Annotated in this window: 24 protein-coding genes; 9 read left to right on the top strand and 15 right to left on the bottom strand. The window is 68.6% G+C overall.

Translation table 11 applies throughout. The features are described from left to right. Positions 1 to 4: 4 nt before the first annotated feature. The 7 genes from ASC87_RS01525 to ASC87_RS01495 form a co-directional block, all read right to left on the bottom strand. Positions 5 to 1,957 carry a M3 family metallopeptidase gene (locus tag ASC87_RS01525; RefSeq protein WP_056655492.1) on the bottom strand — a complete coding sequence of 651 codons (1,953 nt, stop codon included), beginning with the start codon at positions 1,955 to 1,957 and terminating at the stop codon, positions 5 to 7. Positions 1,958 to 1,960: 3 nt separating this feature from the next. Beyond that, positions 1,961 to 2,149, bottom strand: a complete 189-nt coding sequence (locus ASC87_RS01520) for a hypothetical protein (protein ID WP_056655489.1) — start codon at positions 2,147 to 2,149, stop codon at positions 1,961 to 1,963. Between the two features lie 96 nt (positions 2,150 to 2,245). Next, positions 2,246 to 4,060, bottom strand: coding sequence for an acyl-CoA dehydrogenase (locus tag ASC87_RS01515; RefSeq protein WP_056655487.1), 1,815 nt, complete (start codon positions 4,058 to 4,060; stop codon positions 2,246 to 2,248). Between the two features lie 32 nt (positions 4,061 to 4,092). After that, positions 4,093 to 4,722 carry a DUF922 domain-containing protein gene (locus tag ASC87_RS01510; RefSeq protein WP_056655484.1) on the bottom strand — a complete coding sequence of 210 codons (630 nt, stop codon included), beginning with the start codon at positions 4,720 to 4,722 and terminating at the stop codon, positions 4,093 to 4,095. Positions 4,723 to 4,738: 16 nt separating this feature from the next. Then, on the bottom strand, positions 4,739 to 5,914 hold the full coding sequence (locus ASC87_RS01505) for an acetyl-CoA C-acyltransferase (RefSeq protein ID WP_056655481.1): 1,176 nt from the start codon (positions 5,912 to 5,914) through the stop codon (positions 4,739 to 4,741). A gap of 69 nt (positions 5,915 to 5,983) precedes the next feature. Then, positions 5,984 to 8,077, bottom strand: coding sequence for a 3-hydroxyacyl-CoA dehydrogenase NAD-binding domain-containing protein (locus ASC87_RS01500; protein ID WP_056655477.1), 2,094 nt, complete (start codon positions 8,075 to 8,077; stop codon positions 5,984 to 5,986). A gap of 203 nt (positions 8,078 to 8,280) precedes the next feature. Further along, on the bottom strand, positions 8,281 to 9,927 hold the full coding sequence (locus ASC87_RS01495; protein ID WP_304440673.1) for a 3-(methylthio)propionyl-CoA ligase: 1,647 nt from the start codon (positions 9,925 to 9,927) through the stop codon (positions 8,281 to 8,283). 122 nt (positions 9,928 to 10,049) lie between these two features. Here ASC87_RS01495 and ASC87_RS01490 point away from each other — a divergent pair, with 122 nt between their 5' ends. The 5 genes from ASC87_RS01490 (at position 10,050) to ASC87_RS01470 (ending at position 13,802) form a co-directional block, all read left to right on the top strand. After that, a complete protein-coding gene (locus tag ASC87_RS01490) occupies positions 10,050 to 11,540 on the top strand; it encodes a YdiU family protein (protein WP_056655474.1) in 1,491 nt (496 codons plus the stop codon). Continuing rightward, positions 11,537 to 11,950, top strand: a complete 414-nt coding sequence (gene msrB / locus ASC87_RS01485) for a peptide-methionine (R)-S-oxide reductase MsrB (RefSeq protein WP_056655470.1) — start codon at positions 11,537 to 11,539, stop codon at positions 11,948 to 11,950. The genes ASC87_RS01490 and msrB overlap by 4 nt, the downstream gene beginning before the upstream one ends. 16 nt (positions 11,951 to 11,966) lie before the next feature. Then, entirely contained in the window at positions 11,967 to 12,620 is a 654-nt protein-coding gene (locus ASC87_RS01480) for a septation protein A (protein WP_056655467.1), read from the top strand. A 2-nt stretch (positions 12,621 to 12,622) separates the two neighbouring features. Further along, positions 12,623 to 12,886 carry a BolA family transcriptional regulator gene (locus ASC87_RS01475; RefSeq protein ID WP_056655464.1) on the top strand — a complete coding sequence of 88 codons (264 nt, stop codon included), beginning with the start codon at positions 12,623 to 12,625 and terminating at the stop codon, positions 12,884 to 12,886. 76 nt (positions 12,887 to 12,962) lie between these two features. Continuing rightward, a complete protein-coding gene (locus ASC87_RS01470) occupies positions 12,963 to 13,802 on the top strand; it encodes a peptidylprolyl isomerase (protein ID WP_056655461.1) in 840 nt (279 codons plus the stop codon). 63 nt (positions 13,803 to 13,865) lie between these two features. Here ASC87_RS01470 and ASC87_RS01465 read toward each other — a convergent pair whose 3' ends face one another. Further along, complete coding sequence (locus ASC87_RS01465; RefSeq protein WP_056655458.1) at positions 13,866 to 14,558, bottom strand: ABC transporter ATP-binding protein; 693 nt, start codon at positions 14,556 to 14,558, stop codon at positions 13,866 to 13,868. An 18-nt stretch (positions 14,559 to 14,576) separates the two neighbouring features. Between ASC87_RS01465 and ASC87_RS01460 the strand changes: the two genes are divergently transcribed. Beyond that, the gene (locus ASC87_RS01460) at positions 14,577 to 15,233 is read left to right on the top strand and encodes an arylesterase (protein ID WP_056655455.1); all 657 of its coding nucleotides are present in this window, start codon (positions 14,577 to 14,579) and stop codon (positions 15,231 to 15,233) included. 10 nt (positions 15,234 to 15,243) lie between these two features. Here the strand turns inward: ASC87_RS01460 and ASC87_RS01455 are convergent, their stop codons facing one another. The 7 genes from ASC87_RS01455 to ASC87_RS01425 all read right to left on the bottom strand — a co-directional run bounded on the left by ASC87_RS01455 (position 15,244) and on the right by ASC87_RS01425 (position 23,948). Continuing rightward, complete coding sequence (locus tag ASC87_RS01455; protein ID WP_056655452.1) at positions 15,244 to 17,274, bottom strand: DUF6600 domain-containing protein; 2,031 nt, start codon at positions 17,272 to 17,274, stop codon at positions 15,244 to 15,246. Positions 17,275 to 17,367: 93 nt separating this feature from the next. Next, positions 17,368 to 17,904, bottom strand: a complete 537-nt coding sequence (gene def, locus ASC87_RS01450; protein ID WP_056655449.1) for a peptide deformylase — start codon at positions 17,902 to 17,904, stop codon at positions 17,368 to 17,370. 36 nt (positions 17,905 to 17,940) lie between these two features. Next, positions 17,941 to 20,025, bottom strand: a complete 2,085-nt coding sequence (gene ligA, locus ASC87_RS01445) for an NAD-dependent DNA ligase LigA (RefSeq protein WP_056655446.1) — start codon at positions 20,023 to 20,025, stop codon at positions 17,941 to 17,943. 79 nt (positions 20,026 to 20,104) lie between these two features. Next, complete coding sequence (locus ASC87_RS01440; RefSeq protein WP_056655443.1) at positions 20,105 to 21,256, bottom strand: branched-chain amino acid ABC transporter substrate-binding protein; 1,152 nt, start codon at positions 21,254 to 21,256, stop codon at positions 20,105 to 20,107. A gap of 90 nt (positions 21,257 to 21,346) precedes the next feature. Next, positions 21,347 to 22,027, bottom strand: a complete 681-nt coding sequence (locus ASC87_RS01435) for a hypothetical protein (RefSeq protein WP_056655440.1) — start codon at positions 22,025 to 22,027, stop codon at positions 21,347 to 21,349. Continuing rightward, complete coding sequence (locus tag ASC87_RS01430; RefSeq protein WP_056655437.1) at positions 22,024 to 22,467, bottom strand: DNA polymerase III subunit chi; 444 nt, start codon at positions 22,465 to 22,467, stop codon at positions 22,024 to 22,026. Before ASC87_RS01430 ends, ASC87_RS01435 begins: the two co-directional genes overlap by 4 nt. A gap of 20 nt (positions 22,468 to 22,487) precedes the next feature. Continuing rightward, positions 22,488 to 23,948: a leucyl aminopeptidase gene (locus tag ASC87_RS01425; RefSeq protein ID WP_056655434.1), complete on the bottom strand. Its 1,461-nt coding sequence runs from the start codon at positions 23,946 to 23,948 to the stop codon at positions 22,488 to 22,490. A gap of 26 nt (positions 23,949 to 23,974) precedes the next feature. Here ASC87_RS01425 and lptF point away from each other — a divergent pair, with 26 nt between their 5' ends. Genes lptF through ASC87_RS01410 form a run of 3 tightly spaced genes read left to right on the top strand, consistent with a single transcriptional unit; the run spans position 23,975 to position 26,582 of the window. Then, on the top strand, positions 23,975 to 25,081 hold the full coding sequence (gene lptF / locus ASC87_RS01420) for an LPS export ABC transporter permease LptF (protein ID WP_056655432.1): 1,107 nt from the start codon (positions 23,975 to 23,977) through the stop codon (positions 25,079 to 25,081). Beyond that, the gene (lptG, locus tag ASC87_RS01415; RefSeq protein ID WP_056655428.1) at positions 25,078 to 26,202 is read left to right on the top strand and encodes an LPS export ABC transporter permease LptG; all 1,125 of its coding nucleotides are present in this window, start codon (positions 25,078 to 25,080) and stop codon (positions 26,200 to 26,202) included. Before lptF ends, lptG begins: the two co-directional genes overlap by 4 nt. After that, the gene (locus tag ASC87_RS01410; RefSeq protein ID WP_056655425.1) at positions 26,199 to 26,582 is read left to right on the top strand and encodes a sirohydrochlorin chelatase; all 384 of its coding nucleotides are present in this window, start codon (positions 26,199 to 26,201) and stop codon (positions 26,580 to 26,582) included. The genes lptG and ASC87_RS01410 overlap by 4 nt, the downstream gene beginning before the upstream one ends. Positions 26,583 to 26,793: the final 211 nt, after the last annotated feature.

Raw genomic sequence — 26,793 nt, 5'->3', positions numbered from 1 at the left:
CACGTCACGGGCGCGACAGTGCCTTGAAAAAGGCCTCGTTGGTGGGCGGGCGCCCGAGAAAGCGGCGCAACAGTTCGCCGGCATCGGCCTGGCCGCCTTGCGACAGCACCGTGTCGCGGTAGCGGCGTCCCGTCTCGGCCGACAAGCGGTCGCCGGCAAACGCGGTGCGCAGATCCTCTGCCAACACGAGGCTCCACAGGTAGCCGTAGTAACCCGCCCCGTAGCCGCCGGCGATGTGGGCGAAACCGGCCGGGAACATGCTGCCCGGCACGTGGCCGAGGGGCGTGGCGGATTCCATCTCGCGCCAAAGCGCCAGCGGCACGGCCGGCCGCCGGCCATACAACGCGAGGTCGTATGACGCGAACAGCCGCTGGCGCGCGAACTGCACGCCCTTGCCGAACTCGCGGGCGGCAAAGGCACGGGCCAGCAGCCCGTCGGGCACCGGCGGGCACGTGGCACACACTGCCTGGAACAGCGCCATGACCTTCGGGTCGTACACCCAGTCCTCGAGCATCTGGGACGGCGCCTCGACGAAGTCGAGTTGCACGTTCGTGCCCCCCTGCGAGGCATACCGCGTGGCCGACAGCAGGCCGTGAAGCGCGTGGCCGAACTCGTGCAGCAACGTCTCCAGCTCGTCGAGGTTCAGGCCGTTCCGGTTGAAGTTCACCACCAGCGCGGCCGCGGGCGTGCGGCCGGTGCGCGTGGACACGTTGCGCAGCCCCCAGACTGCCGCATGGTTGTACTTGCCGGGCCGCGGGTACAGGTCGACGAACAGCGTGCCCAGGTAGGCGCCACCCGGGCCATCGTGCACGGAAAACGCGTGGGCATCAGGGTGCCACAGCGGCTGCGGCTGCGGCTGCGGCTCGAACGTCACGCCGAACAGGCGCCCGGCGAGGCGGAAGACGAAGTCGAGGCTGGCGTCGGGCGGGAAGTGCGGCCGGAACTGCTCCTGGTCCACGCCGTGGCGTGCGCGCCGCAAGCGCTCGACCTGGTACGGCACATCCCAGCGCTGCAGTGGCACACCGGGTTGCGCGGCCTGCAGTTGCGACAGGTCGGCCAACTCCCGTTCACCCACCGCGGCCTGCACGCTGGCGAGGAACGCCGTCACGGTGGTTTCGTCGTGGGCCATGCGCCGGCGCAGCGTGAAATCGGCGTACGACGGGAACCCCTGCAGCGCCGCCTCCTCGCGCCTCAACCGGGCGATGTCGTCAAGCGTGCGAAGGTTGGCCTCGCCACCCTGCGTGAGGCCCGCACGCCACATGCGTTCGCGCGTGGCCCGCTGCGTGGCGTACTCGACCACAGGCTGGTACGTGGGCGCATCGAGGCCCAGGCGGTAGCGGCCCTGCCCGTCCTTCGGCGTGGAAGCCCACACTGCACGCGGAACCCCTTCGAGCTCGGCCTCGGTGAACGCGACAACGCGCTTGTCCTCGAGGATGCGGCGCTCGAAATCCTGGATCCGCCGGGCAAGCTGCCGGGCGATCTGCCGGGCACGCAGGCGCCGGCTCGGCGACAGGGCCACGCCGGCATCCTCGAACGCGTCGAGCTGGTCCTGGCGGAAGCGGCGGTCGATGTCATCCACCGGTTCCAGCCGGCGCAACAAGCGGTAGATGCGCGCGTTCTGCAGGAAGGCCGACACGAAGGCCTGCTGCCGGCGTTCGCACGCCGACGCCGCACCGCGCACCGCCGCATCCGGGTGAACGGCGGCCAGCAGACCGACCGGGCCCATGGTGTCTTCGAGTTGCTGCGCCAGGCCGTCCAATGCACCCAGCAATGTGGCATCGGCCGGCCGCACCGCCAGATGCCGCTCGGCGGCACGGGCCCGGGTCATGGCCACCGAACAAGCGCGGTCGATGCGGGCGGCGCTGTCGAGCACCGGGAACGTGTACGGTGCCGCCACCGCCGAGGCGGCCAGCCAGGCGCCGGCCACCGCGATGGGCACGGACCGCCACCATGGCATCGGTCAGTCGTCCTTGCGGCGCGAGCGCACGTAGATCAGCGCGAACCCGGCCGCGGCCACCACGCCGCCCCCCGCCATCAGCACGGTACCGAGCGATTCGGCCGTGCGGCGCACCGCGATGCCCAGGCACACCACCAGCAGCCCACCATAGACCAGCACCCAGGTCAGCGTTTCGATCGTGCTCGTTTTCATTCAGGAGATCCTTTGCGGTCGACAGCGCCGATCATCTCCTATCTCGAGGGGTCTGCGCGGCACAGGGAAGGGCCCGCGCCTCTGCTGCGCAGACCCCTAGAACCACCCCTCCTGCATCGTGCGGCAGGTGTCATCGCGGGTCTCGACGACCCGCAACCAGGCCGGCACCTTGGGCAATTCGTAGTGGAAGAAGTAGCGTGCGGCCTGCAACGCGCCCCGGGTGGTGTCGGACGGGGTGGTGGCGTGCGCCTGCAGCGCCACGTCGAGCCAGATCCACGCGAGCACCGTGTGGCCGAACGCCTGCAGGTACGGCGTGGCGTTCGCCAGCGCTTCGTCGGGCACGCCGGTGGACCAGGCCGCCTGCGTGGCACGCTCCAGGTGGGCCATCGTGGCGGCCAGCGCGTTCGCGTGGCCGGCGAGCGGCGCCACGGCATCCGCCCGTGCCACCGTGGCCGCCACGCGCGACGCCAGGAGCGCCAGGCCACGCCCGCCGTCCATCGTCACCTTGCGGCCCAGCAGGTCGAGGCCCTGGATGCCGTGGGTGCCCTCGTGGATCATGTTCAGGCGGTTGTCGCGCCAGTACTGCTCGACGGGATAGTCGCGCGTGTAGCCGTAGCCGCCCAGCACCTGGATCGCGAGGCTGTTGGCCTCGAGGCACCATTCGCTGGGCCAGCTCTTGGCGATGGGTGTCAGCATGTCGAGCAGCAGGCCGGCCTCGGCCGCCTCGGCCGTGCCGCCGGTGTGCAGTTCGTCGACGAGCCGCGCGCAGTACAGCGTGAGCGCCAGCGCACCTTCGCAGTACGACTTCTGGGCCAGCAGCATGCGGCGCACGTCGGCGTGCTGGATGATGGGCACCTGCGGGCGGCTGGCATCCTTGCCCCCCACCGCCACGGGCCGGCCTTGCGGACGCTGGCGCGCGTAGTCGAGGCTCGCCTCGTAGCCTGCATAACCGAGCATCGCGGCACCAAGGCCCACGCTGATGCGCGCCTCGTTCATCATGTGGAACATGCACTTGAGGCCGTCACCCGGCCGGCCCACCAGGTAGCCGATGGCCCCCGCCCCACCGCGCACCGGGTACTTGCCCTCGCCGAAGTTGAGCAAGGTGTTCGGCATGCCCCGGTAGCCGAGCTTGTGGTTCAGGCCGGCGAGCGCCACGTCGTTGCGTTCGCCGGTGAGCGCCCCGGTGTCGTCCACGAGCCTCTTCGGCACGATGAAGAGCGAGATGCCGCGGGTGCCGGGCACCAGTTGGCCGTCGGGCCCCGGGATCTTGGCGAGCACCAGGTGCACGATGTTCTCGGCGAGCTCGTGTTCGCCGTTGGAGATCCACATCTTGTTGCCACGCAGGCGAAAGCGCGGGCCCAGCGCATCATCACCATCGGGCGTGGCCCGTGTGACGATGTCGGACAGGCTCGATCCGGCCTGGGGTTCGGACAGGCACATCGTGCCGAAGAACCGCCCGGCGAACTCGTTTTTCGCGAACACCGCCTGCTGCAGGCCGGTGCCGTGCGCCATCAGCAGGTTGGCGCTGCCGCTGGTCAGCATGGCCCCGCCGCCGAGGCCGATGCTCGCCTTCGAGAAGAAGCTGTTCGCGGCCATCTCGATCACGCACGGCAGCTGCATGCCACCCACCTCGTAGTCCTGCGCAGCAGCGAGCATGCCCGACTCGACGTAGGCGCGTGCCGCGTCGTGTGCGGCCGGCGGCAGGATCACCCGCTCGCCGTCGAAGTGGGGTTCCTCGGTGTCGCTCAGCCGGTTGAAGGGCGCGAACTTCTCGCGGGCGATGCGCTCGCAAGTGTCGAACACCGAGGCGAAGGTTTCGGACGAATGGTCGCTGAAACGGTTGCGGGCCGACAGTGCTGGCACGTCCAGCCAGTCGTTCAACAGGAAGTCGAGGGTGGCGCGGTAGGTCATGGGAACGGTCCGTGTCAACCGGGTTAACCGGGTCAAGGGAGTGAGAGGAATGCGCCCTGCGTGGTGCCGTGGCGGGTCTCGGCGTCGTAGAGGCGGTCGCGGGCGTGGTGATCGGCGATCAGGGCTTCGGCGGTGCGGTCGACATGCGCCTTCAGCTGGTTGCACGTGGGCGCGGCCAGCGTGCCCAGGTCCGACTGCAACGCGCGGGTGAGCGCCTGGCCCGTGGCCATGTGGCCTTCCTCGTGGCGCATCAGCGCCGCGACGTAACGCTGCCAGGCCTCGCGCATGGGCGCGGGCGCCCTCGCCTCGTCCACCCACCGCGGCATCAGGATGCGGCCGGTCACCGACGTGGACACCGCGGACACCCGGCATCCGCCCTGCGGCGCCGGCTCGTACCGGTAGCGGTAGTCATAGCGCCAGTTCGTCATGCCGTGAAAGCCCTTCGGGCCGCGGCGGGCGAGGTCGGCGAGCAAGGCCGGTCCGTCGCTGCCACGCACGTCGTAGTGTTCGACGACGATGCCCGACAGCCGGCGGCTCACCGCGTCGTCGCGGGTCATGCCGGCCGCGTCGCACGGGACGTCCGAGTACCGCACCCGGCCCCCGGCGTCGGTGCACCGGTTGACTTGGGCCTGGACACCGGATGCGAAGGACAACACCAGCACGCCAACGGTCCGCGGGTCACAGCACTTCGAAAACACCCGCCGCACCCATGCCGCCGCCGATGCACATGGTCACCACCACACGCTTGGCGCCGCGGCGCTTGCCTTCGATCAAGGCGTGGCCCGTGAGGCGCTGGCCGCTCACACCGTACGGGTGGCCCACCGCGATGGCCCCACCGTTGACGTTGAGCCGGTCCATCGGAATGCCCAGCGTGTCGGCGCAATACAGCACTTGCACGGCAAAGGCTTCGTTCAGCTCCCAAAGGTCGATGTCGGCCACCGTCAGGCCGAGCTTCTTCAACACCTTGGGCACCGCGAACACCGGGCCGATGCCCATCTCGTCGGGCTCGCAGCCGGCCACGGCAAAACCGAGGAAGCGGCCGAGCGGCTTGAGGTTGCGCTGCTGCGCATAGGTGTCGCTGACCACCACGCAGGCGCCGGCGCCATCGCTGAACTGGCTGGCGTTGCCGGCCGAGATCACCCCGCCCGGCATGGCCGGGCGGATGCCCGCGATGCCTTCGGCGGTGGTGCCTTCGCGCAGGCCTTCGTCGGCGGTGATGGTGACCTGCTTCGTGCGCAGGCCCAGCACCTTGTCGACCACACCCGCGGTGACGGTGACGGACACCATCTCGTCGTTGAACTTGCCGGCGGCCTGGGCCGCGCACGCCCGCTGCTGGCTCTGGGCGCCGTAGGCGTCCATGCGGTCGCGGCCGATGTCGTAGCGCTTGGCGACCTGCTCGGCCGTCTGCAGCATGCTCCAGTACACCTCGGGCTTGTGCTCGCGCAGCCAGCTGTCGGCCATCATGTGGCGGTTGGCCTCGTTCTGCACGCACGAGATGCTCTCGACACCGCCGGCCACGTACACGTCGCCCTCGCCCGCGATGATGCGCTGGGCAGCAGTGGCGATGGTCTGCAGGCCGCTCGAGCAGAAGCGGTTGATGGTCATGCCGCTGGTGGTGACCGGGAGGCCGGCACGCAGCGCGATCTGGCGGGCGATGTTGTTGCCGGTGGCCCCTTCGGGCGTGGCGCAGCCCATGATGACATCGTCGACTACAGCGGCCTCGATGCCGGCGCGTTCGACGGCCGCCTTGACGGCGTGGCCACCCAGCGTGGCGCCGTGGGTCATGTTGAAGGCGCCTTTCCAGCTCTTGGCGAGCGGGGTGCGGGCGGTGGAAACGATGACGGCTTGGGTCATGGGAACTCCTCGGGGATCAGGGTCGACCGGGGCGCGGCGGGCGCGGCCTGGCAAATGGCGAGCAACGGGTCAGCTGAAGGTCTTGCCCTCGTCGGCCAGCTTGGCCAGCAGCGGCGCGGGCACCCAGAACGACGCATCGTCGTTCGGGTTTTTCGCGAAGCGCTTCATCGCGGCCACCACGTTGAAGAGGCCCTGCGTGTCGGCATAGCACATCGGGCCGCCGCGGTGCAGCGGGAAGCCGTAGCCGGCAAGGTACACCATGTCAATGTCGGAGGCCTTCGAGGCGATGCCCTCCTCCACGATCTTGGCCCCTTCGTTGACGAGCGCGTAGACCAGGCGTTGCACGATCTCTTCGTCGCTGATGCGGCGCGGCGCGATGCCGAGGGCCGCGCGGTGTTTCTCGAGCATCTCGGCCACCACCGGCGACGGGATGGCGTCGCGCTTGCCCGGCACGTAGTCGTACCAGCCGGCGCTGGTCTTCTGGCCGTAGCGGCCCAGTTCGCACAGCAGGTCGGCACTCTTGCTGTAGCGCATGTCCGGCTGCTCGATGTAGCGGCGCTTGCGGATGTACCAGCCGATGTCGTTGCCGGCCAGGTCGCCCATGCGGAACGGTCCCATGGCAAAGCCGAACTTCTCGACGGCCTTGTCCACCTGCTGCGGCGACGCGCCTTCGTCCAGCAGGAAGCCGGCCTGGCGGCTGTACTGCTCGATCATGCGGTTGCCGATGAAGCCGTCGCACACGCCCGAGACCACGCAGGTCTTGCGGATCTTCTTGCCGAGCTGCATCACGGTGGCCAGCACGTCCTTGGCGGTCTTGGCGCCACGCACCACTTCCAGCAGCTTCATCACGTTCGCCGGGCTGAAGAAGTGCATGCCGACCACATCCTGCGGGCGCTTCGTGAACGCGGCGATCTTGTCGACGTCGAGCGTGGACGTGTTGCTGGCGAGGATGGCGCCGGGTTTGCACACCTCGTCGAGGGCCTTGAACACCTGCGCCTTGACGTTGATGTCCTCGAACACGGCCTCGATGACGAGGTCCACGTCCTTCAGGTCGTCGTACGCGAGCGTGCTGGACAGCAGCGCAAGGCGCTGGTCGAGCTTTTCCTGCGTGAGCTTGCCCTTCTTCACCTGCGCCTCGTAGTTCTTGCGCACGGTGGCGAGGCCGCGGTCGAGTGCGTCCTGCTTCGTCTCCAGGATGGTGACCGGGATGCCCGCGTTCAGGAAGTTCATCGCGATGCCACCGCCCATGGTGCCCGCGCCGATCACCCCCACCTTCGCGATGGTGCGCACCGGCGTGTCGGCCGGCACGTCGGGAATCTTGGACGCGGCACGTTCGGCGAAGAACATGTGGCGTTGCGCGCGGCTCTCGGGCGTGAGCATCAGCGCCGAGAAGATCTCGCGCTCGACCTGCATGCCGGCGTCGAACGGCTTGTTGATCGACGCGGCCACCGCTTCCACGCACTGCAGCGGCGCGGGGAAGTTTTTCGACATGGCGCCCACGGTGTTGCGGGCGAATTGCAGGTAGGCCTCGGCGTCGGTATGCACCACCTTCAGGTCGCGCACCCGCGGCAGCGGCCGGCGGTCGGCCACGTTGGTGGCGAACGCGATGGCCGCGGCCACCACGTCACCGTCGGCCACCTGGTCGAAGAGCTTCTGCCCCGGCAGCGCGGCGAGTTGCTCGCTCTTGGCGGTATCCCCGCTGGCGATGAGGTTCAGGGCGGTCTCGAGGCCCAGCACGCGCGGCAGGCGCTGCGTGCCCCCGGCGCCCGGCAGCAGGCCCAGCTTCACCTCGGGCAGCGCCACCTGGGTGCCCGGGGCCACCACGCGGTAGTGGCAGCCGAGCGCCAGTTCCAGGCCCCCGCCCATCACGACGGACTGGATGGCAGCCACCACGGGCTTGCTGCTGGCCTCGACGGCGGCGATCACGCTCAGCAGGTCGGGCGAGGCATACGCGAGCGGCGAGCCGAATTCGCGGATGTCGGCGCCGCCCGAAAACGCCTTGCCAGCGCCAGTGATCACGACGGCCTTCACCGCCGCATCGTTCTGGGCACGCTCGATGCCGTCGGTGATGCCCTTGCGGGTGGACAGACCGAGGCCGTTGACCGGCGGGTTGGTCAGCGTGATGACGGCGACGGGGCCGCGGATCTCGTAGGTAGCGCTCATGGGGTTCCTCGCAAGCAGACGGATGGGTCAGGAATCGAACGATCGTGCGATTCTAGGAAGGAAACAGCCGGCACCTGTCTCGCCAGCGACAACGCGGCGCACCAGGGCCGGCTCGGCGTCCGGTCAGCCGGCATGTTAGACCTCCAGCCACGCCTTGCGGAATGGCCGCTTCCAGGAGCCCCTGAAAACGCTCAGCCATCCCCTCATGCCGTGGGCAGTCGGTGGTCCTTGAACTGGTCCCTCAACTTGAGCTTCAGCACTTTTCCGGTGGCGGTATGGGGAAGCTCGGCCACGAAGGCCACATCGTCGGGAACCTGCCACTTCGCGATGCGGCCCTCGAAGAACTTCAGCAGGTCCTCCCGCGTGGCGGTGGCGCCGGGCTTGAGCACCACCACGAGCAGCGGGCGCTCGTCCCACTTCGGGTGCCGGCAGGCGATGGCCGCCGCCTCGTGCACCGCCGGGTGCGACATCGCGATGTTCTCGATGTCGATGGAGCTGATCCACTCGCCCCCGGATTTGATCACGTCCTTGCTGCGGTCGGTGATCTGCATGAACCCGTCGGCGTCGATGGCGGCCACGTCCCCGGTGGGGAACCACGATCGCCCATCGACCTGGACCAGCGGCGACGTGGGCTGCCGGTAGTAGCTGTCGATCACCCACGGGCCGCGCACGACCAGGTTGCCCGACGTGGTGCCATCCCATGGCACCGGCTTGAGATCGTCGTCGATCACCATCATGTCCACCCCGTAGACCGAACGGCCCTGCGTGAGCAGCAGCTTGCGGCGCGTGGCCGCATCGGCGCCGCGATGGTGCGAATTGAGCTTGGCAACCGTGCCGATGGGCGACATCTCGGTCATGCCCCAGGCGTGGATGACCTCCACGCCGAAGTCGTTCTCCAGCGCGTCGAACATGGCCGGCGGGCACGCCGATCCGCCGATCACCGTGCGCGTGAACGTCGAGAACTTCAGCCCGTTCTTCTGCACGTGTGTCAACAGGCCGAGCCACACGGTGGGCACCCCGGCGCTGAACGTGACCCCTTCGCTCTCGAACAGCTCGTACAGCGACTTGCCGTCGAGGTGCGGGCCGGGGAACACGAGCTTGGCGCCGACGAGCGGGCACGAGTACGGCAACCCCCACGCGTTGACGTGGAACATGGGCACCACCGGAAGGATGGTGTCGCGCGCCGAACACCCGAGCGAGTCGGGCAACGCGCACGCGTACGCGTGCAGCACGGTGGACCGGTGCGAGTAGACCGCCCCCTTCGGGTTGCCGGTGGTGCCAGACGTGTAGCAAATGCTCGATGCCGTGTTTTCGTCGAACTCGGGCCAGGCGTACCGGCCGTCCTCGGCCTCGACCAGTTCCTCGAAGCACAGCAGGCCGGGGATGGCGGATTGCGCCGGCATGTGCGCGCGGTCGGTCATCAGCACGTAGTGCCGGATGGACGGCAGCGCGGCCGCCAGCTTCTCCACGAGCGGCAGGAACGTCAGGTCGAAGAAGAGCACCTGATCCTGGGCGTCGTTCACGATCCAGGCGATCTGCTCGGGGAACAGCCGCGGGTTGATCGTGTGGCACACCAGCGCCGACCCGGACGTGCCGTAGTAGATCTCCAGGTGACGGTAGCCGTTCCAGGCGAGCGTGCCCACGCGGTCGCCGGGCTGGCACCCGAGACGGGCCAGCGCCTGGGCCACCTGGCGCGAGCGCAGTTCGGCGTCGCGGTACGTGTAGCGGTGGAGGTCACCCTCGGTGCGCTTCGACACGATCTCGGTGTCACCTGCGTGACGCGCGGCGTGCACGATCAGCGACGAGATCGTCAAAGGGTTCTGCATCATCTGGCCCATCAGGCGCGGCATGGCGGTTCTCCGGGATATGCAGGGGTCTGCGATCGCCTCATCATAAAAAGCACACAGCGCTCGGGCCGCCTCGGTTTACCCCTAGTGGGAAACGGCCGCGGGCGGCTGGCTACACTTGGCGGATGAATGCTGTCGTCGACGCCACGGGCTCCTTTGCGAGCGCGCAGTGGCCCAACCGGTTCCAGTCCCTCGGACCCGCGTTTTTCACGCCACTCCCTCCGCAAGGCATGCCCGACCCGCACTGGGTCGCCTGGAGCCCCGAGTGCGCGCGCCTGCTCGGTTTGCCCGCAGAACGGCCCGGCGATGCCGACACCCTCGCGGCCCTGAGCGGCAACACGCTGGCCACCGGCATGAACCCGCTCGCCTCGGTGTACAGCGGCCACCAGTTCGGCGTGTGGGCCGGGCAGCTGGGCGACGGCCGTGCGCTGTGGCTCGGCGAGATGGCCACGCCAGCCGGCCCGATGGAGCTGCAGCTCAAGGGCGCCGGACTCACCCCCTACTCCCGCATGGGGGACGGCCGCGCGGTGCTGCGCTCATCCATCCGTGAATTCCTCTGCTCCGAGGCCATGGCCGGGCTGGGCGTGCCCACCACCCGTGCGCTGTGCATCACCGGCTCGCGGCTGCCCGTGCGGCGCGAGGAGGTCGAGACCGCGGCGGTGGTCACCCGCGTGGCCCCGAGCTTCATCCGCTTCGGCCACTTCGAGCACTTCGCCCACACCGCCGAAGACCCGGCTGCCCTGCAGCAGCTGGCCGACTTCACCATCGACACGCTGTACCCCGCCTGCCGCGAGGCCGCGCAGCCGGTGGTGGCGCTGCTGGAGGCGGTCACCGAGCGCACCGCGTCGCTGATGGCCGACTGGCAGGCCGTGGGGTTCTGCCACGGCGTGATGAACACCGACAACATGTCGATCCTGGGCCTCACGATCGACTACGGTCCGTTCGGCTTCCTCGATGCGTTCGACCCGGGCCACATCTGCAACCACTCCGACCACCAGGGCCGGTACGCCTACGCGCGCCAGCCCCACGTGGCGTTCTGGAACCTGCACGCCCTGGCCCAGGGCCTGATGCCCCTCATCGGTGACAGCGACGCTGCGCTGGGTGCCCTCGAACGCTACAAGACGGCGTTCCCCGACGCGCTGATGGCCCGGATGCGCGCGAAACTGGGTCTTGCCACGCGCCAGGAAGGCGACCACCAGCTGGTCGAAGGCCTGCTGGAACGCATGGCGGCCGACCGCACCGACTACACCATCGCGTTCCGCCGCCTGGCCGGGTTCGGCACCACCGCCGGCGCCGACAACGCGGCCATCCGGGACCTGTTCATCGACCGCGAGGCCTTCGACGCGTGGGCCACCCGCTACCGCGGCCGCCTGGCCGAGGAAGGCAGCGACGACACCGAGCGGGCCTTGCGAATGAACCGGGCCAACCCCAAGTACGTGCTGCGGAACCATCTGGCCGAAGTGGCGATCCGAGACGCCCGGCAGGGCAATTTTTCCGAGGTCGAGCGCCTTTGTCAGATCCTTGCCCGGCCGTACGACGAACAACCTGAATGGTCGGCGTATGCCGATTTCCCGCCCGCATGGGCGAACCAGATCGAGGTGTCCTGTTCATCATGAGTACCCCTGACAACAAGCCCCGCAAGGTGCAGAAGACCGACGCCGAGTGGCGCGCGCAGCTCGACCCCATCCAATACGAGGTGGCCCGTCACGCCGCCACCGAACGCGCCTTCACCGGCAAGTACTGGGACCACTTCCAGGCCGGCCACTACAACTGCGTCGGCTGCGGCACGCCGCTGTTCGAGTCCGCCACCAAGTTCGACGCGGGCTGCGGCTGGCCCAGCTACTGGGAACCGGTCAACAGCGAGGTTGTCGAACGCATCGTGGACCACGGCCACGGCATGGTGAGGGTCGAGGTGCGCTGCAACAATTGCGGCTCGCACCTGGGCCACGTCTTCCCCGATGGCCCCGAACCCACCGGCGAGCGCTTTTGCATCAACTCGGCCGCGATAGACTTCGAACCGAAATGACCTTCCGGCCCACCTGATGAAACTGCTACTCGATTTCCTGCCCATCCTGATGTTCTTCGCCGTGTTCAAGTACGGCGAGGGGCACAAGGAATGGGCCGCCGCGTTCGCCAGCGAACACCTCGGCTTCATGGTGTCGGGCGGCGTGGTGGGCCCCAACGAAGCGCCCGTGCTGCTGGCCACCGTGGTCGTGGTGGTGGCCACCCTCGCGCAGGTCGCCTGGCTGCTGGTGCGCCGCCAGAAGGTGCACGCGATGCTGTGGGTGAGCCTGGCGCTCGTCACCGTGCTGGGCGCCGCCACCGTCTGGTTCCACAGCGACACGTTCATCAAGTGGAAACCCACGGGCCTCTACTGGGTGATGGGCCTGGCGTTCTGGGTGAGCCAGACCTTCTTCCGCAAGAACCTCGTGCAGGCCCTGATGGGCGCGCAGTTCGAGCTGCCGCCCGGTGTGTGGCAGCGGCTGAACTTCGCCTGGGTGGCCTTCTTCGGCCTGATGGGCCTGCTGAATCTCTACGTGGCCTACAGCTTCGAAACCGCCACGTGGGTCAACTTCAAGCTCTTCGGCATCACCGGGCTGATGCTGGTCTTCATGGTGGCGCAGGGGCTGTACCTCGGCAAGCACCTGAAGGACGACTCGGCCGAGGCCGGCAGCGCACCGAAGGACGCGGCCTGACCATGCCTGTGTCCAGTGCCGACATCGAAGCCGCGTTGCGCGAGGCGCTGGCGCCGCAAACCCTCGAGGTGCGCGACGACAGCCACCTGCACGCGGGCCATGCCGGTGCCCGGGAAGGCCGGCATTTCCACGTGCTGGTGGTCAGCGACCGGTTCAACCAATTGTCACGGCTGAAGCGCCATCGGCTCGTTTATGATGCGCTTTACCTCTTGATTCCGCGCGGTATCCACGCGCTTGCCATCGACGCCCGCGCCCCTGGCGACTAGCCAATCACCGCGCCCTGTTGTGCGGCGCCGCAACGGCAGTCCCCACCCCCGATCCCCCTTGAAAGGCCACTTGCCCATGAAGAAGCTGTCCGTTGTCGCCCGCGCCTCGTTGCTGGGGACATGTGTGTTGCTGGCCACTGCCTGCCAGCACAGCACCGCCCCGTCCGCGACCGATGCGCAGAACGTCACGACCGTGAACGGCAAGCCCGTGCCGCAGTCCCGGGTCGACGCCCTCCTTCAGCAGGCCACGCGCCAAGGGCAGCAGCCGCGCACCCCTGAACTCGAAACCCAGGTCCGCGACGAGGTGGTGCTGCGCGAGATGTTCGTCCAGGAAGCCGTGCGCCGTGGCCTGTCTTCCCGCAAGGAATACCTCGACCAGATCGAACTGGCTCGCCAGGGCATCCTGATCCGCGAACTCTTCGTCGACTACCAGAAGAGCAACCCGGTCACCGACGAAGACATCAAGGCCGAGTACGAGAAGTTCGTGGCGCAAGCCGGTGGCAGCGAATTCCGTGCGCGCCACATCCTCGTCGACAAGGAAGACGAGGCGAAGGACCTGATCGCCAAGATCAAGGCCGGCGCCAAGTTCGAGGACCTCGCGAAGAAACACTCGAAGGACCCGGGGTCCGGCAAGGAAGGCGGCGACCTGGACTGGGCCAACCCCAACTCCTACGTGCCCGAGTTCTCGCAGGCCCTCGTGAAGCTGAAGAAGGGTGAGATGACCCAGGAGCCGGTCAAGTCCCAGTTCGGCTTCCACATCATCAAGCTCGACGACACCCGCGACGCCAAACCGCCGTCGCTCGACGAGGTGCGCCCCCAGATCCAGCAAAGCCTGAACCAGAAGCGCCTCACCGACTTCCGTGACGAGATCAAGGCCAAGTCGAAGACGACGTACAAGTTCCAGCCCGCGGGCTGATACACCAACGGCTCGACAACCAAAGGGCGCCTTCGGGCGCCCTTTGGTATTTCCAGGGCGCCGTCAGAGCGCCGGCACGGGCACGGGCAATTCGAGCCGGCCGGCCTCGATGCGGAGTTGCCGGTCGCAACGTGCCGCGATGGCACGGTCGTGGGTGACGAGCACGAGCGTGGTGCCGGCTTCGCGGTTGAGGTCGAACATCAGCTGCATCACCCGCTCGCCCGTGGCGAAGTCGAGGCTGCCCGTGGGTTCGTCGGCCAGCAACACGGCCGGCCGCACCACGAAGGCCCGGGCCAACGCCACGCGCTGCTGCTCGCCACCGGACAGCACCCGTGGGTAGTGGCTGAGCCGTTCGCCGAGGCCCACGCGCTTGAGCATCTCGGTGGCCTGCGCCCGCGCGTCGGCGCGGCCCTGCAGCTCGAGCGGCAGCATCACGTTCTCGAGTGCGTTCAGGTTGGCCAGCAGCTGGAAGCTCTGGAACACGAAACCGAGGCGGGCCGCCCGCACCGCGGCACGTTCGTCTTCGTCGATGGCGAACAAATCGGTGCCGCCGAGGCGAACTGTTCCCGCGGAGGGGGTGTCCAAGCCCGCGATGATCGACAGCAGCGTGCTCTTGCCCGAGCCCGACGCGCCCACGATGGCCGCGGATTCGCGGGCCTCGAGGCTGAAGTCGATGTCGTGGAGTATCGTCAGCAAACCGCTGGTGTCGTGCACCTGCTTGGTCACGTGCTGGACAGCGATGATGGGGTCGGCCATGGAAGGTAGGAGTCAGGGATGGAAAACAGGACACGCAGGCAACTGCTGAAGCAATGTACCTTGCTATCGCTCGCCGTTGCTGGGGGCATGGCATTCGCGGCCACGCCGGATGGCACGGCACCGGTGATTCTCGTGGTGGGCGACAGCTTGTCGGCCGAGTACGGCCTCACCCGGGGCAAGGGCTGGGTAGCGCTGCTGGAGCAGCAACTGGCTCAGCAGAAGATCGGCGCGAAGGTGGTCAACGCGAGCATCAGCGGTGACACCACGTCCGGTGGGCGATCACGCCTGCCGGCGCTGCTGAAGCGCCACACCCCGAACATCGTGATCCTCGAACTGGGCGCCAACGACGCGTTGCGAGGGCTGCCGCTGGCCATGACCCGAGAGAACCTCGTGTTCATGGCGCGCAGCGCACGCGAGGCGGGTGCCCAGGTGGTCGTGGTGGGCATGCAGATGCCCCCGAACTATGGGCGCAAGTACGCGGCCGATTTCGGTGCGGTGTTCTCCGAGGTGGCCCGCGACGAGCAGGCCGCCCTGGTGCCATTCCTGCTGCGCGGGGTGGCCGACGTGCCGAACGCCGAGGCAAACTTCCAGTCCGATCGCATCCACCCGCGCGAGGAAGCCCACCCCACGATGCTCGCCAACGTGTGGCCGGCCCTCAAACCGCTGCTGCGCTGAGCAGCGGCCGTCAGTCCATGCGGCGGTGGCGCGGGCCTTCGTCGCGGCGCTGATCGCCGCCACGCTGCTGCCCTTCCCCGCCGCCCGGCCCGCGCTGCGGCGCGGGTTGTGCCTGCGGCTGCGGCTGGGGTTGTGGGCGCGGCTGCACCTGGGGTGCAGGCATGGGCTGCGGTTGCGGTTGCGGCCGTGGCTGCACCTGGGGTGCCGGCATGGGTTGCGGTTGCGGCCGTGGCTGCTGGGCCTGCGGTTGCTGGGCCTGCGGCTGCTGCACCTGCGGATGGGGCCGCATGTGGTTGAACCCACCCGGGCGGTGCGCATCGGGATCCTGTGCCGGCCGCGTGGTCTCGATGCGCGGCGCGGGCTGCTGGGGCTCCGGTTGGGGCGCCGCCGGGCGCAGCTGGCGCCAGCGATCGTCTCGCGGCGACGGCGTGGGCGTGGGCCGGCCCGGGTCGGTGGGGAACCCCGGGCGCATGCCCGGCCGCACCCGGTCGGCGTCGTCGCGCCCCCCGCCGAAGGCGGGTTGGGGTGCGGGGTTGCTGTTCACCGGCGGGTTGTTGTCACGCCAGCGGCGATCGTTGTCGCGCGGCTCCTGGCGGTCGCCCCGCCCGAAACGCGGCGCACCGAAACGGTCCCCGCCGCCACCGGGCGCGGCCGGAATGGCCACCTGCGGCGCGGGACGCTGCCCGATGCCGGGCCGGCCACCGGGCATCACCGGCGCGTCGGGTCGCGGCCGGTCGCGGTCCGCACCAGGCAACGCGCGGCCGTTCATGCCGATGATGGCGGGGCCCACGGGCTGGCGCCGTTCGATGACCTGGCGTGGCACGATCGTCACGGCCTGCGGCATGCCGCGGTGGCGGTAGTGGCCGCGTTCGACGGCGGCACGGGGGTCGCGGATGAACGGGTTGAAGTTGAAGCCGTTCGGCACCTGGTTGTCGTTCACGTGCCGCATGTAATGCGGCGTGAACCGATGGCCCGGCACGTAGACTTCGCGGGGGCCCAGCGGGAACCACCCCACGGTGGGCGGCGCTCGGCGGCCCACGTTGATGGACACGCTGGCGCCGCCGCCACCGATCCAGGCCACCAGTGCCGGCGCATACACCGGCCGGGCCACGTAGCGGCCGGGCGACCAGCACCAGATGTTGCCGCGCGACACCCAGCGGCCGTAGTGGAACGGGGCAAAGCCCCAGGGGGCGTCATCCACCCAGGTCCAGCCCCACGGGCTGATCCACACCCAATGGCCCACGCGGTACGGCGCCCAGCCTGGCCCCACGTCGCGCGGGATCCACAGCGCGCCGTACTCGGCGTCCTGCTCCCAGCGGCCGTAGCGGTCCAGGTCCTCGACGCCGGTCATCTCGGGCGAAACGTACCTGGCGGAGACGCTGCGGTCCTCGCGGTCGTCGCGGGATGCCACCCAGTCGTCGAACGCATCCCGGCGCAGCTCGGCCAGTTCGAACTGGGTGCCGTTGTCTTGCCAGAAGCGGTACCGCTGGCCGGCCTTGACCGTGACCCCGGCGTCGCGTGCACGCAGCTGCAACTGGCCGCTGAACGCGCTGGCTTCCGTGGTGTCGTCGTCGCGGGTGAAGCGGTAGCTGCCTGCGCGGTCGGGGCGGAAGGTGCCCTCGGGGGTCACCAGCTCGAATTCCTGCGCGGCCTCGCGGGTGCGCAGGCGCGCGGCGACGTCGCCGCTGTGCAGTTGCAGCGTGATGCGGTCGTCGTCGAGTGCCGACACCTCCACTTCGGTGTTGCCATCGACGCGGAGCGTGGTGGAGCCGATGCGCACCTCGGCGCGGCCGGTGCGGGACGACGACAGGCGGTCACCCACCGTCACCGGGCGGTTGCGGACCGCCTCGATCCATTCGTTTTCCTCGTTGTCGAAGACCCACACCTCGCCCTGGACCTCGGCCAGCCGTCCCACGCGGCCCGGCGGGTCGGCGGCATCGCCGGCATCCTGGGCATGGGCCGGCCAGGCCAGCACGGCCGCGAGCAGCAGGCCGAACAGCCACGCAGCGCGGTGGAAGGAGGTCAATCTCAGGGTTTTCATGGACGTTTATCCTCCGGTTGGAGCCCGCGGCACCGGGTGGGTTCCCACCACAACGCGGCAGCGGGCCCCTCGGCTGACAGGCCCGCGAACCGCTCAGTCGTCGTCGGACGGGTCCAGCCCCGGGAACAGCACGCTCGTGAACCCGAACTTGGAGAAATCGCGCACCCGCATGGGGTACAGCTTGCCGATCAGGTGATCGCATTCGTGCTGCACGACCCGCGCATGGAAGCCCTCGGCCTCGCGGTCGATGCGCTCGCCGGCCGGGTCGAACCCGGTGTAGCGGATGCGCGACCACCGCGGCACGATGCCACGGAGGCCCGGCACGGACAGGCACCCTTCCCAACCGTCTTCCTCGGCGTCGGACAGCGGCGTGATGACCGGGTTGATGAGCACGGTCTCCGGCACCGGCGGCGCGTCAGGGTAGCGGTCGGTCTTCTTGAACCCGAAGATCACCAGCTGCAGGTCGATGCCGATCTGCGGCGCGGCCAGGCCGGCACCCTGGGCCTCGTGCATGGTGTCGAACATGTCGGCCACCAGCGCGTGCAGTTCGGGGGTGTCGAACGCCGTCACCGGCTGGGCCACCCGCAACAGCCGCGGGTCGCCCATCTTCAGGATCTCTCGGATGGTCACGTGGCAGGTCCTCTTGTGAGTGTGTGAGGCGGCCGGTCAGCGGCCGCCGGCCTTCAGCAGGTCGCGCAAGCCGGCTTCGTCGAGCACCGGGATGCCGAGGTCGGTGGCCTTCTGCAGCTTGCTGCCCGCCTCTTCGCCCGCCACCACATAGTGGGTCTTCTTCGACACCGACCCACTCACCTTGCCGCCGGCCGCCTCGATCTCGGCCTGGGCTTCGTCGCGGGTCCAGGTGGGCAACGTGCCGGTCAGCACGAAGGTCTTGCCGGCGAAGGGTTTGGGCGACGTGTCGGCGGTGCCTTCGTTTTCAACCCAGTGGATGCCGGCCGCGCGCAGCTGCTCCACCACCTCGCGGTTGTGCGGCTGGTCGAAGAACGTGCGGATGCTCTCGGCCACGATGGGCCCCACGTCGGGCACCTCGAGCAGTTGCTCGACGGTGGCATCCAGCAGGCGGTCGAGCGCGCCGAAATGCCGGGCCAGGTCCTTGGCGGTGGTTTCGCCCACGTTGCGGATGCCCAGCGCGAACAGGAACCGCGCCAGCGTGGTCTGCTTGCTGCGTGCCAGGCCGTCGATCAGGTTCTGCGCGCTCTTCTCGCCCATGCGCTCGAGCGCCGTCAGTTTGGCAATGCCGAGTTTGTAGAGTTCCGGCAGCGTGCGGATCAGGCCGCTGTCGATCAGTTGCTCCACCAGCTTGTCGCCCAGGCCTTCCACGTCCATGGCCCGGCGGCTCGCGAAGTGCAGGATGGCGTGCTTGCGCTGGGCCGCGCAGAACAACCCGCCGCTGCAGCGCCAGTTGGCCTCGCCCTCGTCTCGCTGGATAGCGCTGCCACACACCGGGCACTTGCCGTCGAGCTTCTTGTACAGGTCGAACGGTTCGCCCACGTGGGCCGGGCGGCGGTCGAGAACGACCCCCACCACCTCCGGGATCACATCGCCGGCGCGCCGCACGACCACGGTGTCGCCCACGCGCACGTCCTTGCGCCGGGTCTCGTCCTCGTTGTGCAACGTGGCGTTGCTGACGGTGGTGCCGCCCACGAACACCGGCACGAGCTTGGCCACGGGCGTGAGCTTGCCGGTGCGGCCCACCTGGATGTCGATGGCGCGCAGCTCGGTCATCTGCTCCTGCGCGGGGTACTTGTGGGCCACGGCCCACCGCGGCTCGCGCGACACGAAGCCGAGGCGCTTCTGCAGCGCCCGGTCGTCGACCTTGTAGACGACCCCGTCGATGTCGAACGGCAGCGCGTCGCGTTGCTCGCCGATGCGGCGGTGGAATGCCACGAGGCCCTCCGCGCCTTCCACCACGGCCCGCTCCTGGCTCACCGGCAGCCCCAGGCGAGCCAGCGCATCGAGCAGTTCGCCATGCGTGGGCGGGATGTCCCAGCCCGACACGTCACCCAGGCCGTAGGCGAAGAAGCTCAACGGCCGCTTGCGCGCAATGGCCGGGTCGTGCTGGCGCACCGCACCGGCCGCGGCATTGCGCGGGTTGACGAACGTCTTCTCGTTCCTGGCCCCGTGGGCGATCAGGTCGCGCTGGCGTTCGTTGAGCGCCTCGAAGGCGTCGCGCCGCATGTACACCTCGCCGCGCACTTCCAGCACCGCGGCGTCGCTTTGTGCCAGGCGCAGCGGCACCTGGCCGATGGTGCGGATGTTCTGGGTCACGTCCTCACCCGTTTCGCCATTGCCGCGGGTGGCCGCCTGCACCAGCACCCCGTGTTCGTAGCGGAGGTTGATGGCCAGCCCGTCGAACTTCAGTTCGGCGGCGTAGCGCACCGGCGGATCGGTCTCGGCCAGCGCGAGTTCCTTGCGCACTCGGGCATCGAACGCGAGCGCGCCCGTGGGTTCGGTGTCGGTCTCGGTGCGGATGCTGAGCATGGGCACCGTGTGGTGCACCTCGGCGAAGCCGTCCAGCACCTGGCCGATCACACGCTGCGTGGGCGAGTCGGCCGTGAGCAGGTCGGGGTGGGCCGCTTCGAGGGCCTGCAGTTCCTGGAACAGCCGGTCGTATTCGGCGTCCGGAACCTGCGGTTCGTCGAGGACGTAGTAGCGGTGCGCGTGCTCGCGGAGTTGTTCGCGCAGCGTGGCTGCACGTCGGGCGGGGGCGGAGGAGTCGGATCGCGTGCTCATGGATCCTGGCACTCTAACGCCAAACGCACATAAAAAAGGGTGCCCGAAGGCACCCTTTGCACGCAGGTCGAGCTGGGTCTCAGCGCACGACGGCGATCTGCTCGCGCTTGTCGCCGTTGAACGTGAACAGCGTCAGCGCGCCGTTCTTGATGTCACCCTTCTCGTCGAACGCGATGGTGCCGGTCACGCCCTTGTAGCCTTCGGTCTTGGCCAGCACCGGGAGGTACTTGGCCGGATCAGCCGAGTCGGCCTTGACCATGGCGGCCACGAGCACGTTCACGGCGTCGTAGACGTACGGGGCGTACAGCTTCACGTCGACGTTGAACTTCTCCTTGAAGCGCTTCTTGAACTCTTCCATGCCGGCCTTCTCTTCACCTTCGACACCACCGGCCTCGGCGCAGACGATCTGGCCCTGGACCAGCCCGCCACCGGCGAGGTTGGGCAGTTCACCCGTGCAGATGCCATCGCCGCCCATGAACTTGGAGTCGATGCCGAGCTGCTTCATCTGGCGCAGCATGGGGCCGGCCACGGCGTCCATGCCGCCGAAGAAGACGACGTCAGGCTTCGTGGCCTTGATGGCCGTCAGGATGGAGCTGAAGTCCTTTTCCTTGTTGTTGGTGAACTGGCGCGAGGCCACGGTGCCGCCCGCGGCCGTCACGGCCTTGACGAATTCCTCGGCCACGCCCTGGCCATAGGCCGTGCGGTCGTCGATCACCGAGATCGACTTGCCCTTGATCTGGTTCATCGCGTAGCGGCCGAGCGTGCCACCCAGGTGCACGTCGTCGGCGACGACGCGGAACGTGGTCTTGAAGCCCTGGCGGGTGTAGGTCGGGTTGGTGGCCGACGGGGAGATCTGCGGGATGCCGGCATCGCTGTAGATCTTCGAGGCCGGGATGCTGGTGCCGGAGTTCAGGTGGCCCACCACGCCGTTGACCTTGGCGTCGACCAGCTTCTGGGCGGCGGCGGTGCCCTGCTTCGGATCGCCGGCGTCGTCTTCGGCCAGCAACTCGATCTTCACTTTCTTGCCACCGATCATCACGCCCTTGGCGTTGAGTTCGTCGATCGCGAGGCGAGCCCCGTACTCGTTGTCCTTGCCCAGGTGGGCGATTTCGCCGCTGGTGGGGCCCACGTGGCCGATCTTGATGACCTGTTCTTCGTCCGCCTTCTTGCCACAGGCGGCCAGGGCGACGGCAACGACAACGGCCGACAGTGCAAACAGTGAACGCTTCATACACGAACTCCTCATGGATTGAAAAGAAAGGAGGCTAGGCACGGATCGGGCCAGCCTTGGGCACTACCACTCGCACACACGAAAGAAACGTCAGATCGTACCGCCGCCGCCACGGCCGTGGCGCGCCATTTCGATGGCGACGGCGTGCGCCACCATCTCGTGGAGCGTGGCGGCCAGCTGGCCGCGCAGGTCGGCCATCAGCACGTCGGCGGCCCGCGCCAGCGCCGGCACGATGGCGTCGCGCAGCTGGTCGTCGAACATCAGGTCGAGTTGGCCGTCGATGCCGGCAAGCACGCGCCGCACCAGTTCGTCTTCGGACACGGGCGTCACCGCCGGCGCATGGGCCACCAGGGGAGCCGGGATGGGCATGGGCACCGGGGTGGGCGACGGCAGCACCGCCGGCCCTTCGTCGCGGCTCCACCAGCTGCCCGAGAAGTCGGACGGCAGCGGGGTCTGCGGCGCCATGGCCGGCAGCGGCAGGTCCACCTTGGCATCGGTGGGGCGGCGCTTCAGCCACTCTGGCGGAGACGGTGCGTCGTGGGAAAACGGGAACGGCGCCGGCTGCTCCACGAGCGGCACGGGTTCTGGCTGAGGTTCGGGTTCCGGCATGGACCGAGGGGTCAGCCGGGCACCGGCCGCAACGTCCAGCAGGCGGACCGTGTCATCGACCACGGCGGCCGGCAGCATCTCGGGCGGATCGGCGAGCTGCACCACTTCCGTCAACACCGGAAGCCGGTGTGCTGGCGGGCTGCTCGGGGCGTTCATCTTCATGCGGACGGGTCCTGCGCCACGTCGTGCTTCTGCAGCACGTAGCCGCGGTCGGCATAGTGTTTCCAGCGCGCACGCCCGGCCATCCGCGCCGGCCCGTCGACCGGCACGAGTTCGATGACCCGCGAGAAGCTTTCGAAGCCGTTGACCAACTCGTCTCCCAAGTTCAAGAGGACGTCCTGATGTGGTGCATCCTGCACCTGTTCGGCCAGCCAGACGGGAGTGTGACGCAAACGTGGTGCCAGCGGTTGGCCCGATCGTGCATGAACGTGGGGGATGAAGTCCAGCGCTTCGAACGTCCAGAGCTGCCGATCGAGCTGGGACAGCAGGGTCTGTGGTCCCGTCACCACGACGCGGGCATTTCGCCGCACCGCCTTGCGCAGCAGGCGGCACGCGTACCCCATGCGGTCGGGCACGTTGAAATGGAAGCTGACCTCGGTCATCGGATGGGGACGGGCCGGGATCAGGACGCCTGGGACAGCACGAAGTGGGTCAGGAGCGGCACGGGCCGCCCGGTGCCGCCCTTGGCCGCGCCCGATTTCCAGGCCGTGCCAGCGATGTCGAGGTGGGCCCAGCGGTACTTGGCCGTGAAACGGCGCAGGAACATCGCGGCGGTGATGGCCCCGCCGGCGCGCGGCCCCACGTTGGCCATGTCGGCGAAGTTGCTCTTGAGCCCTTCGTCGTACTCCTCGTCGAGCGGCATGCGCCAGCACGGGTCGAGGCCGGCCTGGCCTGCGTCCTGGAGTTCGCTGGCGAGGGTTTCGTCGGCCGTGAACAGGCCGCTGCGATGGTTGCCGAGGGCGATGACGCAGGCGCCGGTCAGCGTGGCGATGTCCACCACGGCGGCCGGCTTGAAACGCTCGGCGTAGGTGAGCGCGTCGCACAGCAGCAAACGGCCTTCGGCGTCGGTGTTGAGCACCTCGATGGTCTGGCCCGACAGGCTGGTGACCACGTCGCCCGGCTTCAGCGACCGGCCATCGGGCATGTTCTCGCAGGCGGGGATCAGCCCCACGAGGTTGACCTTCGGCTTCAGCTCGGCCACCGCGAGGAACGTGCCGAGCACACTTGCCGCACCGCCCATGTCGAACTTCATCTCGTCCATCTCGGCCGCGGGCTTGATGGAGATGCCCCCGGTGTCGAACGTGACCCCCTTGCCCACCAGCACGATGGGCGCCTTCGTCTTGGCCGCACCCTGGTAGCGCAGCACGATGAAACGCGGCGCCTCCTCGGAACCCTGCGACACCGCGAGGAACGAGCCCATGCCGACCTTCTCGATCGCCTTGCGGTCCAGCACCTCGACCTTCACGTCCTGGTGGCTCTTGGCGAGCTTTTTGGCCTGTTCGGCGAGCAGCGTGGGGGTGCAGTGGTTGGCCGGGCGGTTGGCCCATTCGCGGGCCAGCGTGACGCCGGCACCGATGGCCAGGCCGCGCGTGATGCCCAGTTGCGCCATCTTCGCGTGGACCTTGTCGGTGACGAGGGTGACCGTGGCCAGCGCCGCTGCGGGCGGCGCGCTGGGCTTGGTGTGGCGGTACACGTAGGTGGCATCGAGTGCCGCGGCCACCAGCGCCTCGGCATGGCTCGCGTCGAGCTCGATGCCGGCGGCGGCGACACCGACGTGCTTCGCACCAGTGTGCTTCAATGCCGCCAGGCCCGACGCGACGGCCGACTTGAAGGCCTTCGGCGACGTGCCCGATGCCGCGGCCAGCACCACGCGGCCGGCACGGACGCCGGGCTGTCGATGGAGGTACAAGGTGCGGCTGGCCTTGAGCACGAAGTCGCCCTGTGCGATGGCGTCGTCGATGGGTGCTGCGAGCTTCGGGTCGAGCTTGGTATCCAGGCTGTCGCCGGCTACCACGAGCAGCAGTGCATCGGCATTCAGCGAGGACAAGGCAGTCAGCGAAAGAATCTGGTGGCGAACGTCCATAATGCGGCCCAAACAATAATCCAACGATGTTATTCGATTCCACCCTGCGCCGAGACGTTGCCCGCACATTCGGTGCGACGCTGGTCGTCATTCTCACCATCGTGCTCACGATGTTCCTGATCCGCACGCTGGGCCAGGCCGCGGTGGGCAACGTGTCGCCGCAGGACGTGGTCCTGCTGCTCGGGTTCACGTCGCTCGCCAACCTGCCCACGATGCTCAGCCTGTCGCTGTTCATCGCCGTCGTGGTCACGCTCGGGCGCATGTACCGCGAAAGCGAGATGTCGATCTGGTTCGCAAGCGGCATCGGGCTCAACCGCTTCGTGCGCCCGGTGCTGCGGGTCAGCTGGCCGGTGCTGGTGGTGGTGGGCCTCATGGCGTTGGTGGTGTGGCCGTGGGTCAACCAGCAGAGCGCCGAACTGAAGGAACGCTTCGAACGGCGATCCGACCTCTCCCGCGTGGCCCCCGGCCAGTTCCAGTCCTCGCGCGACGGCTCCCGCGTGTTTTTCATCGACCGCGACCAGGCGGATGGTGCCACCGGCCGCAACGTGTTCATCCTGATCCGCAAGGGCTCCAACGAGTCGGTGACCACCGCCCGCACCGGGCGCATCGACCACACGCCGGAAGCCGACTTCCTGGTGCTCGACAGCGGCCAGCGCAACGAACAGGACCTCAAGACGAACGAGAACACCGTCTCGCGCTTCCAGAGCTACCGCATCCAGGTGGGCGAGCGGGCGAGCCAGCAGGCCACCGCCCTGCCCTTCAAGGCGCGGCCCACGCTCGACCTGCTGATGAACCCGGAACCGAAGGCGCTGGGTGAACTCACCTGGCGCGTGGGCCTGACGCTCGGTTCGGCGAACCTGCTGCTGCTCGCGCTCAGCCTCTCGGCCACGCAGCCGCGGCGCGCCAGCAACTGGAACCTGCTGTTCGCGCTGCTGGCCTTCGTCGTCTACTACAACCTCATCAACCTCTCGCAGGCCTGGGTGTCGTCCAGCCGCATCGGCATGGGTGCCGCGCTTGCGGTGATCCACGGCGGCGCCTTCGTCCTCGCGCTCGTGATGCTCTGGTGGCGCGACAACGGCACCCACCTGAGCTGGCGCAAGCCCGCCCCCATCCGCACCAGGGCCCGCGCATGAAAACAGTCCGCCGCCTGCTGTACGTCGACGTGGTGAGCGCCGTGGTGTTCGTGGCCATCGCGTTTCTCTCGCTGTTCTTCTTCATCGACTTCGTGGACGAACTCGGCGACGTCAACAAGGACTACTCGGCCATGCAGGCCGCGTTGTACTCGCTGCTCGAACTGCCCGGCCACCTCTACGAGCTCGCGCCCATCGCGGTGCTGATCGGCACCATCTACGCGCTGTCGCGGCTCGCGCAGTCGTCGGAGTTCACCATCTTGCGCACCGGCGGGCTGGGCCCGGGCCGGGCGCTGTCGCTGCTGATGGGCCTCGGCATCGCGTTCGGCGTGCTCACGTTCCTCGTGGGCGACTACCTCGCGCCGCTGAGCGAACGGGCGGCTGCCGAACTGCACGCGAGGGTCAAGGGCGGGCTGAGCCTCGGCCGGGCGGGCGCGTGGATGAAGGACCGCGTCAACACCCCCGACGGCGAACGCACCTACTCGATCAACGTGGCCACCGCCGCGGCCAACGGCGAACTGCTCTACGTGCGCATCTATGCATTCGACGCAGAGGGCCGCCTGGTGCAACGCATCGCGGCCGACAGCGGCCGCGTGGGTGCCGATGCCACCTGGACGCTGAACAAGGTGGTGCTGACCGACTGGAGCGGCGCCTCTGGCGCCGCGTCCGCCGACACCGGCAGCCTCAAGGTGGACGTGAAGAACCTCGACACGTACCGGTGGCAGAGCACGCTGGCGGCCAACGTCGTGGCCTCGGCCGTGCTGCCGGTCAACTCGATGTCCACGTTCGAGCTCTTCCGCTACATCGCTCACCTCTCCGACAACGAGCAGACGGCCCAGCGCTACGAGCTGCGCTTCTGGAAGCGCGCGCTGTACCCGCTCGCCTGCCTCGTGATGGTGGGCCTCGCGTTGCCGTTCGCGTACCTGCATGCTCGCGCGGGTGGCGTGAGCCTGAAGGTGTTCGGGGGCATCATGCTGGGCATCAGCTTCGTGCTGATGAACAACGTGGCGGCGCACATCGGGCTGCTGAAGAACTGGACACCGTGGATCGTGGCGGCCACGCCGAGCCTGATCTACCTCCTGTTGTCGCTCGCCGCGTTCAGCTGGCTCGTGAGGTACCGATGAACGCCCAACCCGGACTGCTGCTGTTTGCCCACGGTGCGCGCGACCCGAACTGGGCGGTGCCGTTCGAGGACGTGGCCCGCCGCGTGCGCGTGCAACGCCCCGGCATGCCGGTGGCGCTCGCCTTCCTCGAGTTCATGGCCCCCGACATCGTCACCGCGGGCAACACGCTGGCGGCGGCGGGCTGCACGTCGGTCACCGTGGTGCCATTGTTCCTGGGCGCCGGTGGCCACGTGCGCAAGGACCTGCCGGTGCTGCTGGACGGGCTGCGTGCGGCCCACCCCGCGGTCTCCTGGACGCTGACCCCCGCGGTGGGTGAACTGGCCCCGGTGATCTCGGCCATGGCCAACACCGCCATCGACCTGCTCGACACCACGCCTTGATACACCGGCGGCCACCGGGCCGACGGCGGGACTCCCCCACCCCGCGACTTCGCGAAGGAGCGTGACGCTTCGCGTACAGCCCCACGCCGTGCAATGCCGATGGTTATGGTGACCGGGAACGGACATCGGAGAACACGCTGCATGTGGAATTGGCTTCACAAACGCCCGGTCAACACGACCTTTCTCGTGCCAGGCAACGACCGCACGCGCG

Source organism: Rhizobacter sp. Root1221, assembly GCF_001425785.1.
Taxonomy (GTDB): Bacteria; Pseudomonadota; Gammaproteobacteria; order Burkholderiales; family Burkholderiaceae_C; genus Rhizobacter.
Note: the sequence above shows the minus strand (reverse complement) of the source record. Positions and strands in the feature narration are given on the sequence as shown.

Excerpts from the sequence above, each read along its gene's own strand:
- ASC87_RS01525 (WP_056655492.1), bottom strand. The coding sequence starts at position 1,957 with ATGCCATGGTGGCGGTCCGTGCCCATCGCGGTGGCCGGCGCCTGGCTG.
- ASC87_RS01520 (WP_056655489.1), bottom strand. The coding sequence starts at position 2,149 with ATGAAAACGAGCACGATCGAAACGCTGACCTGGGTGCTGGTCTATGGT.
- ASC87_RS01515 (WP_056655487.1), bottom strand. The coding sequence starts at position 4,060 with ATGACCTACCGCGCCACCCTCGACTTCCTGTTGAACGACTGGCTGGAC.
- ASC87_RS01505 (WP_056655481.1), bottom strand. The coding sequence starts at position 5,914 with ATGACCCAAGCCGTCATCGTTTCCACCGCCCGCACCCCGCTCGCCAAG.
- ASC87_RS01500 (WP_056655477.1), bottom strand. The coding sequence starts at position 8,077 with ATGAGCGCTACCTACGAGATCCGCGGCCCCGTCGCCGTCATCACGCTG.
- ASC87_RS01495 (WP_304440673.1), bottom strand. The coding sequence starts at position 9,927 with ATGCCGCGCCTGATGGGCCAGATGATGCAGAACCCTTTGACGATCTCG.
- ASC87_RS01490 (WP_056655474.1), top strand. The coding sequence starts at position 10,050 with ATGAATGCTGTCGTCGACGCCACGGGCTCCTTTGCGAGCGCGCAGTGG.
- msrB (WP_056655470.1), top strand. The coding sequence starts at position 11,537 with ATGAGTACCCCTGACAACAAGCCCCGCAAGGTGCAGAAGACCGACGCC.
- ASC87_RS01480 (WP_056655467.1), top strand. The coding sequence starts at position 11,967 with ATGAAACTGCTACTCGATTTCCTGCCCATCCTGATGTTCTTCGCCGTG.
- ASC87_RS01475 (WP_056655464.1), top strand. The coding sequence starts at position 12,623 with ATGCCTGTGTCCAGTGCCGACATCGAAGCCGCGTTGCGCGAGGCGCTG.
- ASC87_RS01470 (WP_056655461.1), top strand. The coding sequence starts at position 12,963 with ATGAAGAAGCTGTCCGTTGTCGCCCGCGCCTCGTTGCTGGGGACATGT.
- ASC87_RS01465 (WP_056655458.1), bottom strand. The coding sequence starts at position 14,558 with ATGGCCGACCCCATCATCGCTGTCCAGCACGTGACCAAGCAGGTGCAC.
- ASC87_RS01460 (WP_056655455.1), top strand. The coding sequence starts at position 14,577 with ATGGAAAACAGGACACGCAGGCAACTGCTGAAGCAATGTACCTTGCTA.
- ASC87_RS01455 (WP_056655452.1), bottom strand. The coding sequence starts at position 17,274 with ATGAAAACCCTGAGATTGACCTCCTTCCACCGCGCTGCGTGGCTGTTC.
- ligA (WP_056655446.1), bottom strand. The coding sequence starts at position 20,025 with ATGAGCACGCGATCCGACTCCTCCGCCCCCGCCCGACGTGCAGCCACG.
- ASC87_RS01440 (WP_056655443.1), bottom strand. The coding sequence starts at position 21,256 with ATGAAGCGTTCACTGTTTGCACTGTCGGCCGTTGTCGTTGCCGTCGCC.
- ASC87_RS01435 (WP_056655440.1), bottom strand. The coding sequence starts at position 22,027 with ATGAAGATGAACGCCCCGAGCAGCCCGCCAGCACACCGGCTTCCGGTG.
- ASC87_RS01430 (WP_056655437.1), bottom strand. The coding sequence starts at position 22,467 with ATGACCGAGGTCAGCTTCCATTTCAACGTGCCCGACCGCATGGGGTAC.
- ASC87_RS01425 (WP_056655434.1), bottom strand. The coding sequence starts at position 23,948 with ATGGACGTTCGCCACCAGATTCTTTCGCTGACTGCCTTGTCCTCGCTG.
- lptF (WP_056655432.1), top strand. The coding sequence starts at position 23,975 with ATGTTATTCGATTCCACCCTGCGCCGAGACGTTGCCCGCACATTCGGT.
- lptG (WP_056655428.1), top strand. The coding sequence starts at position 25,078 with ATGAAAACAGTCCGCCGCCTGCTGTACGTCGACGTGGTGAGCGCCGTG.
- ASC87_RS01410 (WP_056655425.1), top strand. The coding sequence starts at position 26,199 with ATGAACGCCCAACCCGGACTGCTGCTGTTTGCCCACGGTGCGCGCGAC.